The sequence below is a fragment of the Bradyrhizobium sp. CCBAU 65884 genome (assembly GCF_028128835.1).
In the GTDB taxonomy this organism is placed as follows: Bacteria; Pseudomonadota; Alphaproteobacteria; order Rhizobiales; family Xanthobacteraceae; genus Bradyrhizobium; species Bradyrhizobium ottawaense.
In genome coordinates, this window is the sequence record NZ_LBJU01000134.1 from 320607 (window position 1) to 341430 (window position 20824).

Genomic DNA, 20824 nt, shown 5'->3' on the forward strand with positions numbered 1-20824 from the left:
TCCTCGCCGTCAGTTCAGCGTCTTGAGAAAAGCGATGACGTCCTCGACCTGCGCGGCCGTCAAAATGGATTTGCCTACGAATTCCGGGCGCACCCGGCTGAGGCCGTCGTTCCTGAAGAACGCCGGCATGACGGTGTTGGTGAAGATGCGCTTGGGGTCGGCGACAATGAGGCGCAATTGCGCCTCGGTGTAGCGGCCGGCGACATCGTCGAGCGACGGACCGAACTCGCCGTGGAATTCCTCGGACTTCAGACTGGTGACCTGATGGCAGGCCAGGCAATTGCCGAGCGTGCGGGTCAGAAACACCTTCTTGCCGGCGGCGGCATTTCCTGGCGCGCCGGTCAGGGATTTCGGCACGGAGTCGTTGACGATTTCGAGCCTGATCGGCTCCTTGTTCGGCTCTTGCGCCAGAGCGCTTCCGGCCGACAGACAAAGTGCAAACGCAGCAGCAAGCGAGCGCCGCATGTTCCCTACCCTCGGATCGCGGGGTGCCCCCCGCTCTTGGTTACGACGGACTCACAGTCCATCAAATTCAGTTATTATGATATGTTCATATAAACGCTGACGTCAAGCGGAATTCGAAAGGCGCTCATGGTCAGCCGTTCGCGGCCAGAAACTCCCGGAACGAGCCGCGCTCGTAAGCGCGCTCCCGCACGAAACGAAACATCGCCAGGAAGTGCGGCGGCTTGAGATAGCCAGGTGCCCGCGCCACCTCGCGCGCCATCGCGTCCTTTGCTTCGAGGCCATGGGCGGATGGCGGAAAGAACTGAAAGGTCGGCGTGAACCGGATCCCGTATTTCTGGGCGAGCTCTTTCTCTGTTAATTCCCGGCGATCGAAGTCCGTCACCTTGCGCGAGCCGATCAGATTGAGCTGCAACACCTCGAAATTGTCGCGGATGTAGCTCGCGATGCCCGCATCGGCGAAGTTCACCAGATGCGTCTCGCGGCAATAGGGGCAGCCGCGCAGCTCCCACATGATGGCAAGGCGCTTGCCGCCGGCCGCAGCGCTATCCAGGTCCTCGCGCAGATCGAGGAAGCTCTGCAGGAACCAGGGCTCGTGATAGAGCCCGTCTTCTCCGACGGCGGGCTCGGCCGCCGCCGCGCCGCGGCCGGCCAAGGCCACGCCTGCTGCGAATGCGAGGACGCCGCGTCGCGTCGGCGTGCGAAGCGACGTCGGGGTTTCGTGTATCGGAAGATCTTGCGCGCTGCTCATTTTCATTATGATATTCGAATACACGAATGTGACAAGGAGATCCGATCTTGCGCTGCACCATCGTGCTGCTGGCATGGCTGGCCTCGAGCGCGCTCGCGCTCGGTGCGGAAGCCGATAGACTTGCGGATGTCATCTCGGCGATGGCGCCGATCATGGCCAATCTGCGCACCGCTGCGAGCTATGCGCGCACCGGAAATATCGCGCTGGCACAGATCGAGACCGACGAAGCCGTCGTCGGGTGGAAGCGGCTCGCTTCCCTGCCCGCTGACGGACCGTCCGAGTTGTCGAGATTTTTCGACGGAGGTCGCGAACGGCTGACGACGGCGGCGGCTGCACTGGACCGCGGAGACAATGTCACCGCCGGCCGCGAGCTGCTTGCGCTTCGGCAGGCCTTTCACGCGCTAAGGCGTCGCGCAGGCCTCTACGATCTCGGCGATTGCATCTTCGAGATCGCGCCCGCCATGGAAGCCTTGCGTGTCGCAGCCATCGGGTATGGCGAACGGCCGGCACCCGCAAACGCCAAGGAGACCGTTGCCACTGCAAGCGCGTTCCGCGATCGGCTTCAACGCTGTAACGAATGGGCAAACAGCGAGATCGCGGCCCAAGGTGAATTCCGCCGCCTGATCGACGGCGCAATCGTCAGCAGCGGCGAGATCGCTCATGCCGCGATGGCGGGCGACGGCCCCCTCGTGCATCGTTACCTCATCGAGTTGCAGTCCTTTGCCCAGTTGCTCGACTTCCGTTACGGCTAGCCTCAGCCGATGCTGGTCAATGCAGGGAAATACTCGAGCAGCCATTGCGAGACCGCGGGCATCAAGCCGGTCAGGAACATCAGACCCGTCGCCACCAGGAATACGCCCATCGTCTTCTCGATCAGGCCGAGATGCCGGCGCACACGGCCAAGCGCGGCAATGAAGCGGCCGGTGAAGGCCGCCGCGATCAGGAAGGGAATGCCGGTCCCGACCGAATAGGCGAGCAGCAGCAGTGCGCCTCGCCCGGTCGTGTCCTCCGATCCAGCCATCAGCAGCACGGCGGCGAGGATGGGGCCGGCACAGGGCGTCCAGCCAAACGCAAAGGCCAGGCCCATGACGAAGGCCCCCGCCACGCCGGCCGGGCGGTTGTCGACCTGCACGGTCGCGCTGCGATAGAGCAGCGGAATCCTGAGCAGCCCCAGAAAATGCAAGCCCATGACGATGATCAGCCCGCCGGCGACGATGCCGAGCGTCGACAGATGCACGGAAATGAAGCGTCCCGCGATCGAGGCGGTCGAGCCGAGCGCGACGAACACCAGCGAAAAGCCCGCCACGAAGGCCAGCGCGGAGATCAGGATCCGCGGCCGCAGATCCGGCCTGTCGCCGGATAGATCCGTGACCGAGACGCCGGCCATGTAGCACAGGAAAGGCGGCACCAGGGGCAGGATGCAGGGCGACAGGAACGACAACAGGCCCGCGACGAAGGCCGCACCAAGCGTGATGTCCAAGGTCATTTCCGCCCCATCCCTAGCACATATACGAATTTAATGATATAAGCCCCAGGGACGTTTGCAAGCAAGTCCGCCAAGCAAGTCCGCAAAGGGCCGGTTACGCAGCATGAACAGAATCGTCGTTTTGCTCGCCCTCGCCGTCGGGCTCGCGCTGCCCGCGATGGCCTCGCGCGCCGCCGAGCTCGTCATGCTCGAGCGCGCTGGCTGCGTCTGGTGCGCGCGCTTCAACGCCGAGATCGCCCCGATCTACGGCAAGACCGACGAAGGCCGGGCCGCGCCGCTGCGACGGGTCGACCTGAACAGGCCCCTTCCCGCCGATCTCGCCGGAATCGATCCGGGTCCCTTCACGCCGACCTTCGTCGTGGTACAAGAGGGCCGTGAGATCGGGCGCATTCGCGGCTATCCCGGCGATGCCTTCTTCTTCGGCCTGTTGGACCGAATCCTGTCAAACACGGGATCGGAACCCGGGAGGTCGTGACCACCTTGCGGATTTTCTGAGAGGAACTTGACGCGATGCCGTTGCCAAAGCTGAAGGATATCGAGGGCTCCGCCGAACTCGAGCAGATGATCGAGAAGGCGCGCGAGGCCAGCGACATGCTCAAGGCGCTGTCGCACGAGTCCCGATTGCTGCTGCTCTGCATCCTCGCCGAGGGCGAGAAGTCCGTGACCGAGCTCGAGCAGTTCCTGGGCGAACGCCAATCGACCGTCTCCCAGCAGCTCGCGCGGTTGCGGCTCGATCGGCTGGTGACGACCCGCCGCGACGGCAAGACGATCTACTACAGTCTCGCCAGCGAGGACGTTCGCAAGATTCTCACCGCCGTTTACGACGTGTTCTGCGAGCCGGTACGCCGGCGCCGCCGGTAGTTCTCCGCGCTGGATTTTCGCGCCCCACCGGCGCAGACTACCCGCAAGGCAGAACCAAAAACGAAGCGGGAGGAATGCTGAGCCCTTCGACCATAGCGTTTGCATGCGGGCTTGCCGCCGGCGCCGTGCTCGGCGTTGCCGGCCGAGCGGGTCGTTTCTGTACGCTGGCGATGCTCGAGGACGCATTCTTCGGATCGGATTTTCGTCGGCTGAAATCCTTCGCGCTGGCCGCGGCGGTCGCCCTGCTCGCGACCCAGGCGCTCGCCGCGTTCGGCATTGTCGATCTGTCGCGGTCAATCTACCTCACGGCGTCGATCGGTCTTGGCGGTGCGATCATCGGCGGTCTGATGTTCGGCGTCGGCATGGCGCTGGTCGGCACCTGTGGCTTCGGCACGCTGGTGCGCGTCGGCGGCGGCGATCTAAGGGCCATCGTGGTCTTTCTCGTGCTCGGCCTGTCGGCGCTCGCGACCATGCGCGGCATCACCGGCATGCTGCGGCTGATGCTGATCGAGCCGTTGTCGTTGCGGCTGCCCGAGGGAAGCACCCAGACCTTGACGTCGCTGCTCGGCGCAGGCAGCGCGATGCGCGCGATCCTCGTCGTGGCGATTTCCGCCGCGCTGGCCTTCTGGGCCCTTGCGGATGGCAGGCTGATCCGGTCGCCGCGGCTGCTCGCCTCCGGTCTTGCCGTCGGCGCAGCAATCGCGTTCGGCTGGTTTGCCACCGGATGGCTTGCCGACGACGAGTTCGATCCCGCGCGGGTCTCCTCGCTCAGCTTCGTGGCGCCGCTTGGTGATGCCATCCTTTACGTCGCCACCTTCTCCGGCGCGCGGCTCAATTTCGGCATCGGCTCGGTTGCCGGCGTCGTCGCAGGTTCGTTTGCCGCCGCGATGCTCGCGCGCGGCTTCCGCTGGGAAGCGTGCGACGACGCACGCGAGTTGAAACGTCACATGATCGGCGCGCTGCTGATGGGCATCGGCGGCATCATGTCGATGGGCTGCACCATCGGTCAGGGCCTGAGCGCGCTGTCGACGCTCGCGGTTTCGGCCCCCGTCACGATGTTGGCCATCGCCTGCGGCGCGCGCCTTGGGCTCGAGTTCACGATGACCGGCGAGTGGCTGCCGGCGGTGCGCAGACTGTTCGGGGTCTCGACCTAAATCGAAAAACGCGGATCGGCGTCAAATCGCCGTCGAACTGCCGGCCTCGTATCCTCCTGCAGCCCGGTTGCCCCTTCAAGCATGACGGCAGACACACCTTCGCATTCTCGCGGCGCAATTCGCCCGAGCTTTGCTTCGTCTCGCGACCCTCCAATCCAAGAGGGCGCAGGGAAGGCCGGGTGCTGGCTCGCACCCGCGGTCCGCTGCGCGAAAAGCGCACGCAGAAAGAACCGCACAGCAGCATACAGGTGGTGCCGATCACTCGGCCTTCCCTGCGCGATGGTCGGACGGCTTATGCCGTGATCTCCCGGGAGCCGACCATTCCTTCTGGCCTCCCTCGCCCCACGAATTGGATGATGCAGTCTGCCCGGTTGGGCTCGCTCGCACCTTCGCAGGACTTGACCGTAGCAACGACGGCCAGGACCACACGGTTTTGCCGTACGCACGGCCCGCCATTTCGCCGCAGTTTTTCCAGCCCTGTCGACGAAGCCGGAAACTTACAGACGAGACGAAGCCTAGCAGCGCCGCTCGTCGCACGAAGCCTCGGGCTCACAGGGACTACCCGCCCTGCCCGCGCCTCTCGTGCCGACGCTGCCGCGTCCACCGCAAGCCCGGCTCGCGATGCGTGACGACACATGATCGCCCCTCTTGGGTGAGCCGGGATGGGCAACACATACGCCGAAACCGAATTTCGGTAAAGTGGAATATTTCTGCGCGCGGGGATTGACAGAGGGCGACACAGGCACGGTTCCGTCGGATCGGCTCATCCACGTCTCCCAGTCGACCTCGACTCAACCCGCTTATCGACGAAGCGCAAGAGCCTCGTTTGCGCCCTCAGTCGTGAGCGCCCGACATTTCGTCGTGCTTCAAGTGCCGCCTGCGGATATTGCGGGTGACGATCCAGACCACGGCCACGGCAACCGGCACGAAGATCGCGGTTGCCAGCGAAGGCTCGACATGCAGGCCACCGTCGTGGGCCCCCTTGGCGAGGTAGCCGAACAGGCTGACGACGTAATAGCCAATGGCCGCCACCGACAAGCCTTCGACCGTGCTCTGCAGCCTCAATTGCAACCGGGTGCGCTCATCCATCGAGCGCAGCAGATCGCGATTCTGCTCCTCGAGCTCGACATCGACGCGTGTGCGCAACAGATCAGCCGCGCGCGCGAGCTTGATCGACAGATCCGCCTGCCGGTCCTCCATCGTCGCGCAGGTGCGCATCGCAGGTGCCATGCGGCGGGCGAGGAAGGAGGACCAGGTCGGATAGCCCGCGATCTCGCCGCCTTCGATCACGGCGAGGCGGGCCTGCACGATGTCGTTGTAGGCGCGGCTGGCGCCGAACCGGAACGAGCTGCCGGCAGCTCCCCTTTCGAGCGAAGCCGCCAATGCCGTCAGTTCCGTCAGGAGATGATTGTTGAGCTTGAGATCCTCGGCACCCTGCATCTCCTCGAGCACTTCGACGAGCCGTCGGCCGATATGGTCGACAGAGGGCGCAAGCTCGAGCGCGGCGGGCAGACCGAGCAGCGCCAGCGTGCGATAGGTCTCGATCTCCAGCACACGCTGCACGAGGGCGCCGAGCCGGCCGGGCGAGAGGCCGTCGTTGCAAACGAGGATGCGGACGAAGCCCTGATCATCGGTGCGAAAGTCGGATGCAACGACGGCGGGACCGCTGCGGACCGCGGCGATGGCGAGACTGCCTCTCTCGAACAGCTGCTGCGCACGCTCCAGCGCCGCCGAAATCTGCTCGACCTCGAGCTTGACGGCGAACCAGCAATTGGCCCGATTGCCGCAGAGACCGGATCAACGCGGCCGGCTCTTCACCGATCTCGCCGAACCGGCGCGCGGGCGTCTGCGGGCTGCTCAGGATCCAGGTGAAGGTGCTGAACTCCGAGTGTTGCTCCCAGCGCAGCTGGGTGTCACCGATCGTCACCTGGTGATGCTTGGTTCCGGCGTCCGGCGGCGCCTGCCCGTGCGACATACAAAATGCCACGAAGCTCTGCCGGTCCGCTGTAGCGACCTCGCCCTGGCCGAGAAAGGCAAAGCGCAGCACCGTGACCGGCGCCGTCAACCGGGTGAATGGGCGCGCATGCACCTCGGCCAGCACCGCACCGCGCTGCGGATGCAGTTCGAAGTCGGCGAGATCGAGGTCACGGTTCATCGACGGTCCCCTGGTGCGCTGTCAGGCCGCGATGTGCCGCCAACCTGGCCGTTCACTACCACAACACACCTCGCCTGCAACGCATCGCGCGTTGCGAGGCCATTTTTTCGCCGCGGAGACTTTCGCCGCCCACGACCTGACCAGACCTAGAACGTCCCGGCGATGGTAAGACGGAACGTCAACGGCTCCACGGGGTGCAGCACGTAGTCCATCACGCCGTTCTGACAGACTGAAGTTGGCGCAGTGCCCGATGCGCAGAGGTTGTAGAGCGTATCGGTCTTGAGCAGCGAGCCATAGGCATAACTGATCTGGTTCGCCCTCGTGTTGAGGAGGTTCAACACGTCGAGCTGAAGGCGCCAGCCATTGTCGATACGATAGCCGAGGCGGCCGTTGAAAATGCTGGTCGCAGAGGAACGGAACGCGTTGTCCTCCGTCAGTGGGCTCGACGCCAGATACCGCCAGCGCAAGGTCCCGAACCAGCCGGTCCTCTCGCCCAGCGTGACGCCGGCTGAAGCCACCATCGCGGGCGAGTTCGGAATGTAGTTGCCGGGCGCATTGCCGATCTGCGCCTTGGGATAGCCGGCGAGCGAGGCATAGACGTCCGCCTGCTCGCTGTCATAACCGCGGAAGCGTGCATGGGTCATTGCGAGATCGGCGTCGATGTCGATCCAGGATCTGGGCCGGTAGTGGTTGGTCCATTCAAAGCCGTAGCGGCGGCTGGCGCGGGTCGCCGACGTATCCCCGGCATCGCCGGAGAACAGGATCTCGGAATCCTGATCCAGGATGAAGAGGCTGAGCGAAGTGTCGAGGCCGGGAACGATCCTGCTGCGCACGCCGACCTCTGCACCCTTGGTGCGCACCAGGAGCGGCGATGGCGTCAGCCTCGTCGCGGGGTCGCTAGGATCCTCCGTCGTGGTCGCGCCGCGGGCGTCGTTGGAGTGCATGCCGTAGCCGGCGCCGAAGAAGAATTCGGTCTGGTTGAACGGACCGAGCACCATCCTGAATTTCGGGCTGCCGAGCGCGGCGTCGGTACGGCCGGAATTGTTGGCATTGAACCGCGACGTGACGTCGGCGGCATAATAGTCGCCGCGCCAGCCCACCGTCGTCCTGAGCCAGTCAGTCCAGCGCACCGTGTTTTCGGCATAGACGCCGACGCTGCCCTCGCCGACCTTGTCGCTGCGAACGCTGGCAAGGAAGCCTCGCTGGAAGGTGTTGGTGAGCGCGAGATCAATCGCATCATAGCGCGACTGCAGGCCAAAGGTGGTCTGCATCGGCAAGCCCGCCAACGCGCCGTTCAGCGTGCGCGAGATGTTGGCGCCCGCCATCAGGCGATCGTCGTGCTGGTGGAACTGGTCGCCGAGCACGGGATCGCTGAGGTAGTAGGTGAAATTGTTGAAGAGGTCGAGCTGGCTCTTCACGACGTAAGCGTTGGCTTTCCAGGAGCCGAGATCGTCGCTCTGCGCGATGCGGCCCGAGAGCGCGAAGCGGTTGGTGTTGCCGCCGTCGCTTGGATCTTCCGCGCCGAAGCGATCGAGAAAGCCGGATGCGATCGCGCGCTGCGGGACCTGGTCCGTCGAATTCCATTTGTTGGCGTAAGCCATGCCGGTGACGGAGACGCCGTCGGTCGCGGTGCCCTGGCTGTAGCGCACGAGGCCGTTGAGCTTTCGCACATTGTCCGGATTGGCCCATGGGCCGTTGTAGGTCCCGATCTCCCCGGCCACGAGCAAGGAGCCGTCACCGACCTTCGCGGAGTCCATGCCGAGCAAACGGCGATAGCCGAAGCTGCCGGCGGTCACCTGCGCTATCCCTCTGGTGCGGTCGATCAGATCGATATGGACGCTGCCGACTGATGCGAAATCGCCTTCGTCGGCGAAGTACGGACCCTTGCGCACGTCCACTGCTGCGATAGCCTCCGGAATCAGCCAGTTGAGATCGGCATAGCCCTGGCCGTGCGCGTGGGTGCGCATGTTCACGGGGACGCCGTCAACGGTGATGGCAAGGTCGGTACCGTGGTCGAGATTATAGCCGCGCAGGAAATACTGGTTGGCTTTGCCCTCGCCGGAATGCTGCGTCACGATGAGACCCGGCACGGCTTCGAGCGCTTCGCCCGGCCGCGCGAAAGGGCGTGCATTGATCTCCTCGCCCGAGACGGAGATGTCGCTGGCCATGCCAAGCTGACCCTTTGCACCCGAGGCGACGCTGCGCATATCCGACGCTTGCGCCGCTGCCGGATACACGGGGATGCGGTGATCCGCTGGGGAGGGCTTGCCGGCCCGGCGCGATGCGACCGGCTTCTTGCGCTCCGCCGCCTCGCCGCCGCCGATCTGGATTGGCGGCAGCTCGCGTGAGGTGCTCTCGCTCTGCGCGAAAGCGCGGCCGTCATCCGCGAGCAGAACCAGGGCCGAGAGTGCCGTCAGCGCGCCGCCGCCACGACAGGGCTCACGCCACTTCGGTCGCATCGGCGCATGCCAGAGCTTTCGTCGCGGCCCGGTTCCGGCCGTCCGCAAGGACGCGGCGATAGAGCACGACCGAGACGAGCCAGGCGACCGCGAACAGCGCGATCACGGCAAAGCCGACATCGGCGAGCGACTCGTTGAGGCCGTCGACCAGCGTCCACATCCCTCCGGACAGATCGAGCCGGTCGGCGATCAGCCCGAGCGCCTCGATACCGCCGATGAACAGCGCGACCGCCACCGAGGCACCGGTGATCGTGAGGTTGTACCAGAGCTTTCGCAAGGGATCGACGAAGGCCCATCGATAGGCGCTCACCATCAGAGCGGAATCGGCGGTGTCGACCAGCGCCATGCCCGACGCGAACAGTGCAGGGAAAACCAGCACGTCGGCAACCGACGCGCCGCGCGCGGCTTCGGTTGCGGAGATGCTGAGCAGGCCGATCTCGGTCGCCGTGTCGAAGCCGAGCCCGAACAGGAAGCCGAGTGGGTACATGTGCCAGGGTTTTGTGACCAGGCGGAACAGCGGTCCGAGCAGTCGCGCGAGGAAGCCGCGATTGGCGAGCAGCCTCTCGAGCCCTTCGGCGTCGTGGACGCCCTGCTCCCGGGCAGCGCGAAACGTCCGCCACAGGCCGACGAAGATGACGAGATTGATGGCCGCGATCACCAGCAGGAACAGGGCCGACACCGACGTGCCGATGAGGCCGCCGATCTCCTTGAGCAGGCTGTCGCCGCCCAGGCTCACCACGCCGAGCGCAAGCAATATGGTAGCCACCACGACGACGGTGGAATGGCCGAGCGCAAAATAGAGGCCGACGCTGCGTGGCGCACCACCCGTCTGCATCAGCTTGCGCACGACGTTGTCGATGGCGGCGATGTGGTCGGCATCGACAGCGTGGCGCAGGCCGAACACCCAGGCCAGCAGCGCGGTCGCCAGCACCGTCGGCCGGTCGCCGAACAGCGCGAAGGCCCAGGCCCATGCGGCGATGTTGGCGGCGATCAGCCCTCCGAACAGCACCACCGTTCCGGGCTCGACCGCCCGCAAAGTCCGCCTCACCGCTCGCTCCATCCACCTGATCCCGCAGTATGACGTTTATCAAGAACCCTCATACTGGCAAGAGCAAGAGCCGCGCCACTTTTCGGCCCGGCGGCCGAAAGGGCCCCCGAGATGGAAGTCACCTCGTTGATTCAATGGAGACTTTTTTAGTCCGGCGCATCACGGCGCCGGAGCGGAATGCTGGGCTGCGTTTCACGCAAGCGCGTGCGCGGTCACATATCCACGGTCATCGACAGGAGATATGTGCGCGGTGCTCCCAGGAAGAACGTTCCGAACGAAGCCACGCTGGACCAGTAACTCTCACCGGTCACGTTCTGGATGTTTGCGCGGAAAACCGTCTTCTTGCCGTTGATCGCTGTGGTGTAGCGGGCGCCGAGGTCGAGCCGCGTCCACTCGGGAATCGGCTGCTTGTTCGCGGCGTCGACGAACTGCCTGCCCGTGTAGATCACGGCTCCATTCACGGTGAGCCCCCTCATCCACGGGAGGTCCCACTCCGCGCCGATATTGGCCTGTATGTTCGGAACGCCGATCGGCGTGTTGCCCACATTGGCCGCGACGGCGGTCTTCGTCAGGGTGCCGTCCAGCAGCGAGACACCTCCGAGGACACGAACATCCGGCAAGAGTTCGCCGTAGACGTTGAATTCGAGCCCGCGGACACGTTGTTCGCCTGTCGCCGCGAAGCGCCCAGCAGACGACTCGCCGCTCGCCTTCGATATCTCGAACGCGCTGAAGGTGGTCGCGATCCGGCCGAACTCCACCTTGATACCGGCCTCGTACTGCTTGGCGATGTAGGGCGGCAGCACTTCACCGAAATTGGACGTACCCTGAGGGGCAATGTCGCCCCGCGCGAGACCTTCGACATAGTTCGCGTAGAGGGAGACGTTGTCCTGGGGACGGACGACCAGGCCGACCACGGGGGTGACCGCGCTCTTGTCATAGGACGACGTCGGTGTCCCGACATTGGAGGAATAGTTGTTCGCCTCGATGCCCTGGCGGCGGACGCCCAAAGTCAACAGGACGCGCTCATCGAGCACGGACAAGGTGTCGGCAATCGAAAGCCCGGTAAGCTCGCTGTCCGAGAGCCGAGGGCGGTCGCTGATCTCGTTCGCGACCTGCGTCGGCGCGACGGTCGGACTGTAGATGTTCGAGGTGACCAGACTGCCATTGGTGAGCCGCCGGTGCAGCGCGTCGTGATAGACCGAGGCCTGGAAGGCGACGGCATGGTGGACGAAGCCGGTATCGAAGCGGGCGCGAACACCGCCATCATATGTAGTTCGATCGATGCTGAGGCCGAAGTACTGGGGCGTCGAGGTCGTATTGCCGTTCGTGTTGACAATGGTCGGAAGACCGAAGAACCGCTCGACGTTGGTCTTGGAGCCGCCGACATCCGCGAACAGCGTGACCTGCTCGGTGAGATCGTACTCCGTCCGCAGCAAGGCAGACTGGTCGTTGATGCGCGACCATTCCCAGGGCTGGGTCACGTTCAGCTTGCCGTCCGGCGCCTTCGGCACCTGCAGGCCGGGAGCCATCAGAAAGGGACGTGACGGCGCGTCGAACCGATCGGTCTGGGCGATGAGATAGAGCCAGGACCTGAACCGTTCGCCTTGATAGTCGAGCGCCAGCGATCCGACACCTGTCGTCTCGGACTGGCGGTCGATGGGCGTGTCGCCGCCGCGGACGCTTCCGCTGGCGCGTACGCCCCATTCCTTGCCATCGCCGTAGCGCCTCGCAACATCCCAGTGACCGCCGAAACGTGCGGTCGAGCCGTAGCTCGCGGTCAAGCGGGTCAAATCCTCTTCCGCGCGCTTGGGCACGACATTGATGACGCCGCCAACACCGCCATTGGGCGCCATGCCCGAGAGCGCGGTCGAGGGACCCCTGAGCACTTCGATGCGCTCGACGTAGTCCGTGAAGATCCGATATGTCGGCGCGATTCCGTAAAGGCCCTCGAAGGCGAACTCACCGTTATTGCCTTCGTTGATCGGGAAGCCGCGTATGTTGAAGGAGTCGACGATACCGCCCGTCGGGTGGGAACTTCGCACGGAGGGATCGAGGATCAGGGCATCCGCACCCGTTGCCGCCTGTTGATCCCGAATGAACTTGTCCGTGTAGCTCGTCACGCTGAAGGGTGACTTCATGGTGTTGGTATTTCCGAGCATCCCCAGTCGCGCGCCTTGAGCGACCTGCCCGCCGGCAAATGGCGGGACGACAGCCGGTTGCGATTGCACTGCGACCGTCGGGGCTTGCGGGGCGCGCCGTGAGGTCGATCGGACCCGCGCGTCGTTTCGCCTGGTTGGCGCACGGCGAACCGACTGTTGCGTCGGGGCTTCGACGGTCACGGGCGGAAGGGAGCTGCCGCCCTGAGGCGTTTGGGATTGAGCAGGCGATTCGAACCACGTCAGCCACGCCACACCACCCAGCAGCGCCGCACCAAAGCGAGCTACCGTCTTATCCCCACCCGCACGTCGCATTCCAGAAAGTCCTTCATCAATAGCGCGCAGCCCGCCGTGAAGCGGCGTCCGCGTTTGGCCAGCAACGACCATGGATCGAAGAGCAGCTCTTCGTATCCGAGCTCGGCCGGCAAGCATGGCCCGTCAATCAGTTGCTCTGCAGACGCGCACGCGCGTTTGCTGCCTTCGTCTTGGCGGCAACATCCGAATGTCAGCGATCTGCATCGCTTCTTTAAGAAGACGCCATCGTGACGGCAACGCAAATGCGTGCGCTGCGGCTTAGAATGCCTCGATCATCGCCAACTGGGAGGAGAATGTCTGGAACGATTCAAATACGCTTTGGATGATTCCAGATCGGTGCGGTCAAGATGCCGCGGGAAGGCTTGCTCGGAGTGCGCTCGTCAGAAACGCCTCGGCATCATCACTTCGTTGCCGTGGCCTTTATCGCGACGACATCTGCCGCTGACACGCTCTATCTCAGCGAAATCATGATCTGGCTGATGTTGGCCGCAAGCTCCAGGCCCGCTTTCGGCCCCTGCATCACGATCGTCACCCCCTTCTCGTTGCGCAGGTGGACGCCGCTGATGCCTCCAACCAAAGCGAAGCCGCCGCCGACGGAGCTGTAGGTGCCGGCGAAGTCGCCGACCTCGCGGATACCCGAGGCCCAGCCGTCGAGCCGGCCGATCGTCGCGCCGGCGGTGATGCCGAAGCTCATGCCCGTAATTTTGAAGGGATACTTATTGCCCCGATAGGTCAGCACACCGCTTCCAGCGCCACCGCCGACAAGGAGACCCGCCTTGACGATCTTGGCACGCACGTGACCGGCGGCTTGCGCGAATGACGGCGTAGCCGGCACTGCGAAGCCCATCACCAGCACCAGCATCGCAATCAGGTGACATAGGCGCAGCGGCGATGCCATGATCCGTTCAAGGCTTTGCGGCATCGACTTTCTTCCAAGTCTGGTCGGGATCGAACAAGGTCGTGCGCGGCGCGATGAATTCGGTTCTCGCCCCCAAATCCTTCTCGTAAACGGTGCCGGCATGGTTCACCACGAACGTCATCACACCGGAATTGCCGTACTCGGCGGGCCAGGCGATCAGCCCGAAGCCGCCGATCATCTTGCCCTTGACGACATAATTGAGCGCGCCGCCAGGCGCGTCAGAACCCTGCCCCTTCAGGATGCGGAAGTAATAGCCGTGATACGGCGCGAGCCTTTCGCCCGGCTTGTAGCCCTCGGCTGAAGCCTCCGCGACGAGGGGACCGAGCGGACTCGGGTCACTGTCGTCGCGCCAGAACAGACCGTCCTTCTTGCCTGACGTCGAGAGGAAGCGCTGTGCGTAGATGCCGGCGCCCTCGCCGCGATCCTTGTCGGCATATTCATTCTGCGCGTCGACATAGGCGAGCGCGGTCTGGATCGCGTCGAGCTCGTTACGGCCGATGCGGCGGCGCAGCACTTCGATCCGCCCCTCGTCAGTGTCGAACTCCCAGCCTGCCTTGGTGTTGACGAGGGGAATCGGGAACGGGAAATCGTCAGGCCCGAGCACCAGCGTCGCCCTCTTGTTGCCCTCCGCCCTGACCGAGTGCTTGGCGTCGTACATCGAAACAAAGCGGGCGCGGATATCGGCGTCGGCGACGTCGTCGCCCGACGAGACGATGTCATCACCCGCCCTTCCGAGCACTTTCAGAACGTCACGTGGACCGCTCTTGGCCGCCGCCGCGAGTGCCGAGGCGGCATCCTCCGGCGTCGGATAAGACTGCTGGGCTCGGGCCGTGGTGACGAGAGCCAGTGCCACGATGCCCGGCAGAGCGGCGCGACGAAGCAACTTCAAGCCGGTCATGGCAAGTCCTCCGCAGGGATCTTTGCGCCATTGGCGAGCCAGTCACCGTAGGATCGGAATCTCAACCCGAGCTTGTCGTAGTTGACCCGCAGATAGCCGTCGCCGCCGCGCGTGACAGCATCGGGCGCCACCCGTTCGACCTCCTGCGCCATCACGCCGACATAGCTCTTGTCGCTGCCGATATAGCTGAAGCGGTAGTAGCCGAGGCCGCTTGCGAGATAGCCGAGCAGGACGACATCGTGCTTCAGTGCGATGTCGGAACGCCGGCCACCACCGCCCCCTCCGCGGCCGCCACCACCAAAGCCACCTCCGCCGCCGCGCATCGCCATTCCGCCACCTCCGCCGCGGCCAGCCATGCTTGGTCCGCCACCACCGCGCGGCATGCTCGCCATGCTGGATCGTCCGCGCGCAGATGCTGCGGCTGCCGACCGGCCGGAGGAGACGTTCATCGCGCCGCCGCGATTGCCGCCACCGCCGCGGTTGGCCGCACCGCCGCTGGGGCGGCTGGCGGCCTTCGCACGATCGCCGCCACCCTTGGCCCGGTCGCCTCCGCCCTTGGCACGATCCCCGGCACCAGCGCGATCACCACCGCCCGGCCGATCGCCGCGATTGCCGGCACGGTCACCCGCTCGATCGCCGGCTCGATCACCAGCACGATCGCCCGCACGATCGCCCGCACGATCACCCGCGCGATCACCTGCACGATCACCTGCACGATCGCCTGTCCGATCTCCTGCGCCCTGATTGGGTCGCAGCACCTGATTGCCGTCACGACCTCGGAAATCCATCCGATCCGACACGCCCGCCTTCAGGTTGTTGTTGCCAAAGCGCTGCTGAACATTGCTGTTGTTGTAGCGCACGCCCTGGCGATGCGCCGGATTGTGCTGCCAGCCGTTACCGATGTTGGTGGTGCGATGATTGACGTAGACGTTGCGGTTGCCCCAATTGCAGCCGCCGCCCCAGTAATTGCCCCAGCGCCCGATCGCCCAGGCGGTGCCGAAGGCGAGGCCGGCCGCGACCACGCCGGCACCGATATAGGACGGGTAGCCCCAATAATACGGCGGATACTCCGCATAGGGCCAGCTGCCATAGACCGTCGCCGGATCGTAATATGGCACGTACATCGCCGAGGGGTCGGCCTGCTGGATCACGACGACCTGCTTGCCTTCCTGCGACTGGACACTGACCTTCTGCTGCTTGGTCGTGACCAGCTTCTTGTTGTCATAGGCCTTGTTGCGCAGGCGCTGGATCGCATCCATCACGTCGGGCTGCTGGGCGAGAAAGGCATCACCGAGCTTCTTGGTCCATTCGAGCTGGTCGCTCATCATGGTCAAAACATCGGCGGTGCTGGCCAGCGCCTTGACGCTGTCGTCCCAGGCCTGCTTCTCGACCTCCGTCTTCAGCGCATCGCCCTTCAGGGTCTTGCGCTCCTTCAGCCAGCGGTCGGCCTGCACCACCTCCAACGGATAGGTTGAGGCGGCGAGCACATTGGCAAGAAGCTCGTCCGGATAGAGCGCGATCGGCGCTACCAGGGCCTCGAGCTGCTCCGGCTTCAGAAGCTCGGCCGTCGGCGCAGGCGGAGGAGCCGGCTGCGCTTGCGGAGACGGGGCCGCAGGCGTCGTGTTGGTTTGCGCCGTTGCGGCGAACGATGTCGCCATGACGAGCGCAAGCGCCATCAGGGTCTTGCCGCAGCGAAACATTGCACCCTCCCTTGCACTTCCAGGGTGGGACGATCGGGCCGGGGCGCAGACGTTTGTTGATCGAGATCAACGAAACGAGGCCCTCGTGGCTGCTGCAGCGCGAGAGCAAACTGTCATTCAATCAGCCCGGCATCCGTCCGGAGCCGGCGCGGCGCCCTCAGTCCAGGGGCATTGGCGGCTCGCCACATCGTCTGTCAGCGGATGATCGGAAGCTGGATCGTGAACAGCGCCCCGCCCGCAGGCTGGTTCGCCGCGGCGATCGTACCGTGATGGGCCTCGATGATGGTTTTGGCGATCGCGAGCCCCATGCCCATGCCCTGAGGCTTGGTCGTGAAGAACGGATCGAACACGTCGGCGAGGTCGGAGGCGGCAATCCCGGGACCAGTATCGGAGACCCGGATCTCCGCTGCGTTGCCGACGCGCTGGGTCGAGACGTTGACCTGGCGTTTTCCGGGATCGGCGTCGAAGATCGCATCCATCGCGTTGATGACCAGGTTGAGAACGACCTGCTGAAGCTGGATCGGATCACCTCTGACATGCAGGTCTGCCAAAGCGGGCGTGTAGATCAATGTGATCCGGCGTCCGCCGGCGACAGCCCGCACAAGGCCGATCGCTTCGCGGACCATATCGTTGAGCTCGATGTCCTTGACCTCGAACGGCGTCTTTTTCAGAATACTGCGTAGCCTGCGGATGACTTCGCTCGCCCGCTGATCGTCACGCCTGATGTCCGCGAGGATCTGCCGGATCTCGTCGATGTCGGGCGAAGCGGCCTTCAGCATGAGCTCCGCGGTCTCGGCGTTGGTCAGGATGGAGCCGAGCGGCTGGTTCAGCTCATGGGCGATCGACGTGGTCAACTCGCCAACGGCCGAATAGCGGTTGGCGTGAGCGAGCTCGGCCAGACGCTGGCGTGACTCGACTTCGGCGACCTGGCGCCGACGCCGCTCATGCAGCATCCCGCTGATCAGGCCGGCCTGCACCAGAATCACGGACGCGATCAGCAGCATCTGCCAACGATAGCGCTCCCAGATGCTCTGTTCGCGAAACACGATTTCGCTGCCGGGAGGCAAACGGCTCTCGCTGATGCCCCAATGCTGCAATTGGCGCCAATCATATCTCGGCGCGGCGAATCCGATCGGATCGTAACTGATGCTCGCTGGTTTCGCGCCGCCGAGAATGCCAATCGCGGCACTGACGGTCCGGGAGCTCGTTTCCGCGATCATATGCATCGGTCCCCCGACGGTGCCGTCACCGAAGAACGGCTCCTGGTAGGAGAAGATCGGGGCATTCGCGGCCGCGTACAGGCTGCGCAAGGCGATGTCGCTCTCGTGGACGACCCCGGCCGCATCGACCGACATCAGTCCCCAGAACAGCGCGGTGTGCGGCGGCAGCCTCGATGCGCGTTTCAGGATCTCCTCGAATGACAAGTCCGAGTACCAGACCAGCTCAATCCCTTCCCCCAAAGGTTGCAGTTCCCGCTTCACCTCCTCTACCCAGAACTTCTCGAGCGGCGATGCGCCGATCACGACCGCAATCGACTTGGTGTCCGGCAGAACCTGAAGGATGTTGCCGAACGCGGCCATGAAATCGTTGCGGATCGCCACGACGACGTCGTTGTCGCTGAGATCGGCGCGATTGATCAGCCGATGCTCGACCGCGGAGAAAATCAATGGCACATCAGGGAACAGTCTTCCGCGGTATTTCTGCGCAAACCGGGCCGCCGGCGCGCCGATGCTCAATACGATGTCGGGCATCGCTCCGTGGTACAGCGACTGCAGATAGTCGACGAAAGGCGCCTCGGGACCAGGATTATTGAAGCGCGCGGTGAGCAGCGCGTGCTCCTGGATGTCGAGCGGCCAGGGCGATTGCCGTTCGAGCTTGGCCTTGATATCGCGCGCATACTCGCTCCACGGCCGAAAATCACGGCCGAAAGAATGCAATATCAGGACGCGCTTCAGTTCGCCGCGGAGGCTCCGCTCGACTGCACCAACTCGCCCGGCTGATAGGCACACGGTGAAAAGCAGCGCGAGACAGAGTAGCGCCGCCACGGCCCTCGGCCTGACCTTGGAGATGGACGTGGGCCCGCTCATGCTCCATCCTTGCAGCTCCAGCAACTGCTGTCGCGGCAATTCTAGCGGGAATTGCACCGCTGCGACAGGCCCGGGGCGGCTTCACAGCTCAATGCCCGCTCAGCACCAGCGTCTGGATCGGCAGCAGCAGCGCCTGGATGCGCAGGAGCAGGGCATGCACCAGGCCGACGCCGTCGACGACATGCAGCGCGATCTTCCGGCTGGTCGAAGTCCCCTTGGCCGAGATTTCCTCGTGGTTGCTGGTGTAGGCATTGACGACGCAGCTACTGCCCGGCGTCACGCCATCGATGCCACCCTTGTAGAGCGGCTCCAGGAACACCAGGATGGTGCCGGGGCGGACGGCGTTCTGCGGATCGACCAATTGCTCCCCGGATCGGAATTGTCCGGCAGCGATGTAGTCCTGGACTGACGTGATCACCATGGGGATGATCACCCATGGCCTGGAGATGCAGGTCGCTTCCGCCACCATGCCCTCTTTCATCACCTGTGCCTCGATCTGGCCGAACCCGGCCTGGAGCACCTTGCGGCCGGCCCCCTCCGGGATGAGAACGCCTGCGGGCCGCATGAGTTGATTGACGACGTCGCCGGGACGGATCAGGAATTGCTCGACCCGCCCATCGACACCGGCGCGGACGAAGGTCTTGTCGATATCTACCTGGGCCTGGTCGAGCGCGGCCTCCGCGCTGGCCTTCTGCGCCGGCAGCAGGATGGAGATCTGCATCGATACGGATTGCTTCGCGGCAGTCGCGGCATCGATCCCGGACTGACGTTGATCGACCAAAACCTGGAGCTTGTCGATATCACGCTGCGGGACGATGCCCGGATTGCGGCGCTGCAGCTCGGTCTTGACCTCGAGCTCGTCCTTGGCCTGCTGGTAGTTCGCCTTCGCTTCCCCGATCTGTGCCTCGGCCTTGACCACGTCGGCCTGCGCCGTCTGCATGGCGGCATCGACCTCCGCGACCTTCCGCTTGGCGGTTTCGAGCGCGGCCTGCTGCTTCGATGCGTCGAGCGTGAACAGCACGTCGCCCTTCTTCACCGGCGCGCTGAAGCCGACCTTGACCTCGGCAACGCGGCCGGAGCCTTCCGGCAGGATCGGCACGGTGCGGAAATAGAGCGTCGCCGATGACGTCGTCGGATGGAAATAGAAGATCATGGTGATCAGCGACACCGTCAGCATCAGGCAGCCGGTGATGCCCCAGCGCAACTCGTACCAGATCGAGAAGAAGGTGATCTCCTTGCCGAAACGCTTGCCCTGGGCGTAGCGGCGGTAGAGATAGTCCGGCAGGATCGTCAGCAGCGAGCAGAACATCAGCTCAAACATGGCTGTGCTCCTTCTTTGCGGCTTCCGGCTTCTGTTCGGGAGGCGTCGCGGCCTCTGTCCGGATCTCTTCGCCACCGGCGGCAGGCGCCGCCTCTGCAATCTTCTCGACCGACCCGGCGATGCTGCGCAGCGGCGTGCCGAAATCGGGAAGATCGATCAACGCGAGCAGGAGGCCCGCGACCCAGAAGATGTGCATATGCGTGAACAACGAGATCAGGCCGAGCACCGCGACGAACTCGAACTGCAGTTTTTGCGATTTGTGCGCCATCCGCTCGGGCAGGCTGTGCAGCTTCCAATAGAGCGTACCGACCCAGAGCACGGTGCCGATCAGGAACAGCCCCATCACGACCATCAGCGTATCAGTCCCGCTCCCCGGCGCCAGATAAAACGGCAGATGGTGCGGAGCCATCGGATGAAGCTGGTCGCTCAAGGCGTCTCTCCCGATCAAATGCGCATGTGCGATATTGTGTTCGGGCTGGCCGCGGTTTGCTTGATTTGAATCAAGGGAACATCCTCCGCCGGACCTAGCGTTTCCTGGATGCTGATTGGATAACCACCAGGAGCCGCCAGCCATGCCCGGCCTCGACGATCTCATCCCCAATGCCGCTCAGATTCGGAAGGAAGCCGCTCTCAAGGAGGCCGAGAAGGCCGAGGAGTATGTCCGCCTCGCCGCCGCGGTCGAAGCCGAGAAGCGCGCGCTGATCGAGCGGCTCAGCAAACCCTCCGGCAAGAGCGAGGAGGAGAAGATCAAACTCGCCTCGACCATCATCCAGCGTGCGGTGCGAAACGGCCTGACGGAGGTGCTGGTCTATCGCTTCCCCAACTCGCTGTGCACCGACAAGGGGCGCGCCATCAACCAGATGGAAAAGGGCTGGGAGACCACGCTGACCGGCATCCCCAAGGAGATCTTCCAGCTCTGGACCGATTATCTGAAGCCGCGCGGCTATCGCATCGCCTACCAGATCATCGATTTCCCCGGCGGTGTGCCGGGCGATATCGGCGTGACCATTTCCTGGGACGATTGATCCTCCGGACGACGACGAGCGCAGCAG

General features: G+C 64.3%; 17 protein-coding genes and 1 pseudogene. 5 read left to right on the top strand and 13 right to left on the bottom strand.

Features of this window, described 5'->3' with window-relative positions; genetic code table 11:
• Nucleotides 1-9: 9 nt before the first annotated feature.
• Entirely contained in the window at nucleotides 10-465 is a 456-nt protein-coding gene (gene soxX, locus XI03_RS39470; RefSeq protein WP_038948994.1) for a sulfur oxidation c-type cytochrome SoxX, read from the bottom strand.
• Between the two features lie 130 nt (nucleotides 466-595).
• Nucleotides 596-1213 carry a SoxW family protein gene (locus XI03_RS39475; protein WP_442869801.1) on the bottom strand — a complete coding sequence of 206 codons (618 nt, stop codon included), beginning with the start codon at nucleotides 1211-1213 and terminating at the stop codon, nucleotides 596-598.
• A gap of 47 nt (nucleotides 1214-1260) precedes the next feature.
• Between XI03_RS39475 and XI03_RS39480 the strand changes: the two genes are divergently transcribed.
• Nucleotides 1261-1965, top strand: coding sequence for a hypothetical protein (locus tag XI03_RS39480; RefSeq protein ID WP_271595146.1), 705 nt, complete (start codon nucleotides 1261-1263; stop codon nucleotides 1963-1965).
• Between the two features lie 2 nt (nucleotides 1966-1967).
• On the opposite strand, the gene XI03_RS39485 is transcribed toward XI03_RS39480, so the two are convergent.
• Complete coding sequence (locus tag XI03_RS39485) at nucleotides 1968-2699, bottom strand: cytochrome c biogenesis CcdA family protein (RefSeq protein ID WP_271595147.1); 732 nt, start codon at nucleotides 2697-2699, stop codon at nucleotides 1968-1970.
• A gap of 103 nt (nucleotides 2700-2802) precedes the next feature.
• Here XI03_RS39485 and XI03_RS39490 point away from each other — a divergent pair, with 103 nt between their 5' ends.
• The 3 genes from XI03_RS39490 to XI03_RS39500 all read left to right on the top strand — a co-directional run bounded on the left by XI03_RS39490 (nucleotide 2803) and on the right by XI03_RS39500 (nucleotide 4714).
• Complete coding sequence (locus XI03_RS39490; RefSeq protein WP_038970466.1) at nucleotides 2803-3174, top strand: thioredoxin; 372 nt, start codon at nucleotides 2803-2805, stop codon at nucleotides 3172-3174.
• A gap of 35 nt (nucleotides 3175-3209) precedes the next feature.
• On the top strand, nucleotides 3210-3560 hold the full coding sequence (locus XI03_RS39495) for an ArsR/SmtB family transcription factor (RefSeq protein WP_018316042.1): 351 nt from the start codon (nucleotides 3210-3212) through the stop codon (nucleotides 3558-3560).
• A 74-nt stretch (nucleotides 3561-3634) separates the two neighbouring features.
• On the top strand, nucleotides 3635-4714 hold the full coding sequence (locus XI03_RS39500) for a YeeE/YedE family protein (RefSeq protein ID WP_271595148.1): 1080 nt from the start codon (nucleotides 3635-3637) through the stop codon (nucleotides 4712-4714).
• A gap of 834 nt (nucleotides 4715-5548) precedes the next feature.
• Here XI03_RS39500 and XI03_RS39505 read toward each other — a convergent pair.
• From XI03_RS39505 to XI03_RS39550, 10 genes and pseudogenes are all read right to left on the bottom strand, one after another.
• A pseudogene (locus XI03_RS39505) lies at nucleotides 5549-6869 on the bottom strand (DUF3422 domain-containing protein).
• A gap of 146 nt (nucleotides 6870-7015) precedes the next feature.
• Nucleotides 7016-9328: a TonB-dependent receptor gene (locus tag XI03_RS39510; RefSeq protein ID WP_271595149.1), complete on the bottom strand. Its 2313-nt coding sequence runs from the start codon at nucleotides 9326-9328 to the stop codon at nucleotides 7016-7018.
• A complete protein-coding gene (locus tag XI03_RS39515) occupies nucleotides 9309-10388 on the bottom strand; it encodes a HoxN/HupN/NixA family nickel/cobalt transporter (RefSeq protein WP_271595150.1) in 1080 nt (359 codons plus the stop codon). The genes XI03_RS39510 and XI03_RS39515 overlap by 20 nt, the downstream gene beginning before the upstream one ends.
• Before the next feature lie 200 nt (nucleotides 10389-10588).
• Nucleotides 10589-12514, bottom strand: coding sequence for a TonB-dependent receptor (locus tag XI03_RS39520; RefSeq protein WP_271595151.1), 1926 nt, complete (start codon nucleotides 12512-12514; stop codon nucleotides 10589-10591).
• 784 nt (nucleotides 12515-13298) lie between these two features.
• Nucleotides 13299-13769 (bottom strand): hypothetical protein, encoded by a 471-nt coding sequence (locus tag XI03_RS39525; protein ID WP_271595152.1) that lies wholly within the window; start codon nucleotides 13767-13769, stop codon nucleotides 13299-13301.
• Nucleotides 13753-14664: a DUF2950 domain-containing protein gene (locus XI03_RS39530; protein WP_271595153.1), complete on the bottom strand. Its 912-nt coding sequence runs from the start codon at nucleotides 14662-14664 to the stop codon at nucleotides 13753-13755. The genes XI03_RS39525 and XI03_RS39530 overlap by 17 nt, the downstream gene beginning before the upstream one ends.
• Entirely contained in the window at nucleotides 14661-16364 is a 1704-nt protein-coding gene (locus XI03_RS39535) for a DUF3300 domain-containing protein (protein ID WP_271595154.1), read from the bottom strand. The genes XI03_RS39530 and XI03_RS39535 overlap by 4 nt, the downstream gene beginning before the upstream one ends.
• Nucleotides 16365-16558: 194 nt before the next feature.
• Nucleotides 16559-18451 carry a sensor histidine kinase gene (locus tag XI03_RS39540; RefSeq protein ID WP_038970471.1) on the bottom strand — a complete coding sequence of 631 codons (1893 nt, stop codon included), beginning with the start codon at nucleotides 18449-18451 and terminating at the stop codon, nucleotides 16559-16561.
• An 88-nt stretch (nucleotides 18452-18539) separates the two neighbouring features.
• A complete protein-coding gene (locus XI03_RS39545) occupies nucleotides 18540-19772 on the bottom strand; it encodes an HlyD family secretion protein (protein ID WP_271595155.1) in 1233 nt (410 codons plus the stop codon).
• Nucleotides 19765-20181, bottom strand: coding sequence for a hypothetical protein (locus tag XI03_RS39550; protein ID WP_038970507.1), 417 nt, complete (start codon nucleotides 20179-20181; stop codon nucleotides 19765-19767). The genes XI03_RS39545 and XI03_RS39550 overlap by 8 nt, the downstream gene beginning before the upstream one ends.
• A 163-nt stretch (nucleotides 20182-20344) precedes the next feature.
• Here XI03_RS39550 and XI03_RS39555 point away from each other — a divergent pair, with 163 nt between their 5' ends.
• Nucleotides 20345-20797, top strand: coding sequence for a hypothetical protein (locus XI03_RS39555; RefSeq protein WP_028142533.1), 453 nt, complete (start codon nucleotides 20345-20347; stop codon nucleotides 20795-20797).
• Nucleotides 20798-20824 lie beyond the last annotated feature (27 nt).